Source organism: Streptomyces sp. NPDC002130 (assembly GCF_040296465.1).
Taxonomy (GTDB): domain Bacteria; phylum Actinomycetota; class Actinomycetes; order Streptomycetales; family Streptomycetaceae; genus Streptomyces.
Map to the genome: position 1 here is coordinate 1 of NZ_JBEOXI010000729.1, position 1,604 is coordinate 1,604.

Below are 1,604 nucleotides of genomic sequence, written 5' to 3' on the forward strand. Positions count from 1 at the left end.
GGCGTGATGTACGTCGACGCACCCGCAATCGTGATGTCCGCACCCGCCGGAATCGGCGGCGCCGGGTCAGCGGCGGTGGGCACGACGAAATCTTCACGATTCGCGACTGCTCCAGCGATTCTCTGCCCCACGAACTTCCCGGCGGCACCCGCTGCCGCAGCCACTGCCAACGCCGCACCTGCCAGCAGAAGGAACTGACGACGAGGCAACCACGAGTCGGCGACGCCCGGCGCGAGCGGCACCTCCAGCTGTGTGATCAGCAAACGCAGTGTTGCGACGCCCGCCACCACACCGACCAGCGTCGGGAACACGTACATCGCATCGGCAGTCGGGCGCTGCATCGCCGCATACACACCAACCGCGCCCAGAAGAACGAGGATGACACTGCCGATCGGGCGGCGTCGCCGTTCCAACAGCCCGGCCACCGCACCGAGCAGAACGATCAATATCGACATTCCGATGAACAGCGCCGGCTTGTCATTGGTGCCGAAGGTGTCGATCGCGAACTCGCGAGCCCACGCCGGGGTTCGGTCGACGGTGGTTGCACCGACTGCGTAGAAGGGCGACGCGTCCGGGTTGATCGGCAGCGCCACCAGTTCACCGACGCCCAGGACGACAGCCGCGGCCAAGACCCCGGAGATCGCGTGAGCAGCCCATCTACGACGCGGTGGACGAGATTCGGTGCTCGGGTGCTCGTCGATGTTCTGTGTGACCATGTCGTCTCGGCTCTGTCGGTGCGAGTGGTGCTTCGATCGGATACCCGACATTCGGCGCTGCGGGACATCCGGATGGGTGCACTCGTCTATCAAGAACTACGCCGAACTCGCGATTAGAGTGGGGACAATGACCGTCGACCTCAACAAGGACACGCTCCTGTGCATGTCGCTCTCCGGGCGACCGAGCAACATCGGCACGAGGTTTCACAATTACCTCTACGAGGAATTGGGCCTGAACTTCGTCTACAAAGCCTTCACCACCGAAGACGTGCCAGCCGCGATCGGCGGCATCCGAGCACTCGGGATTCGAGGCTGCGGGGTGTCGATGCCGTTCAAGGAACAGGTCATCGAGCACATCGACGTCATGCACGATTCGGCCAGCGCCATCGACTCCGTGAACACGATCGTCAACGAGTCCGGAGTGCTGCACGCCTACAACACCGACTATCAGGCGGTGGCCGATCTGCTGCGTGACAACGACGTCGACACGAGCCTGTCCGTCGCTGTCGCCGGCAGCGGCGGCATGGCAAAAGCAGTCGTCGCCGCGGTACGCGACACCGGATTCACCGACGTCACCGTAATCGCCCGCAACCAGGAAGTAGGGTCGGCGCTCGCCGAGCAGTACAGCTTCGACTGGCAGGCCGAACTCGGTCCGCTTCGTCCCGGTGTGCTGATCAATGCGACCCCGATCGGAATGTCCGGCGGTGCTGAAGCCGATGCACTGTCGTTCCCCGAAGAAGCAGTTCGCGCAGCGGAAGTAGTCTTCGACGTCGTCGCGATGCCCGCGAACACTCCTCTCCAGGCGTACGAGAGCGCGTACGCTGAAGGCGGCAGCCTCTCCCCCGAGGAGGCCGCCGCCCTGCTGTGACGCGCACCGGGCGCCGGGTC

Annotated in this window: 1 protein-coding gene and 1 pseudogene; one reads left to right on the forward strand and one right to left on the reverse strand. The window is 64.5% G+C overall.

Annotated elements, in window-relative coordinates:
* Nucleotides 1-716 (reverse strand): annotated as a pseudogene (locus ABT116_RS44900) (molybdopterin-binding oxidoreductase); the annotation flags it as partial.
* Between the two features lie 127 nt (nucleotides 717-843).
* Here ABT116_RS44900 and ABT116_RS44905 point away from each other — a divergent pair.
* On the forward strand, nucleotides 844-1,584 hold the full coding sequence (locus tag ABT116_RS44905) for a shikimate 5-dehydrogenase (RefSeq protein ID WP_351646781.1): 741 nt from the start codon (nucleotides 844-846) through the stop codon (nucleotides 1,582-1,584).
* Nucleotides 1,585-1,604 lie beyond the last annotated feature (20 nt).

What these genes read in the sequence shown, in the direction of transcription:
- ABT116_RS44905 (WP_351646781.1), top strand. Translation starts at nt 844, where the DNA reads ATGACCGTCGACCTCAACAAGGACACGCTCCTGTGCATGTCGCTCTCC.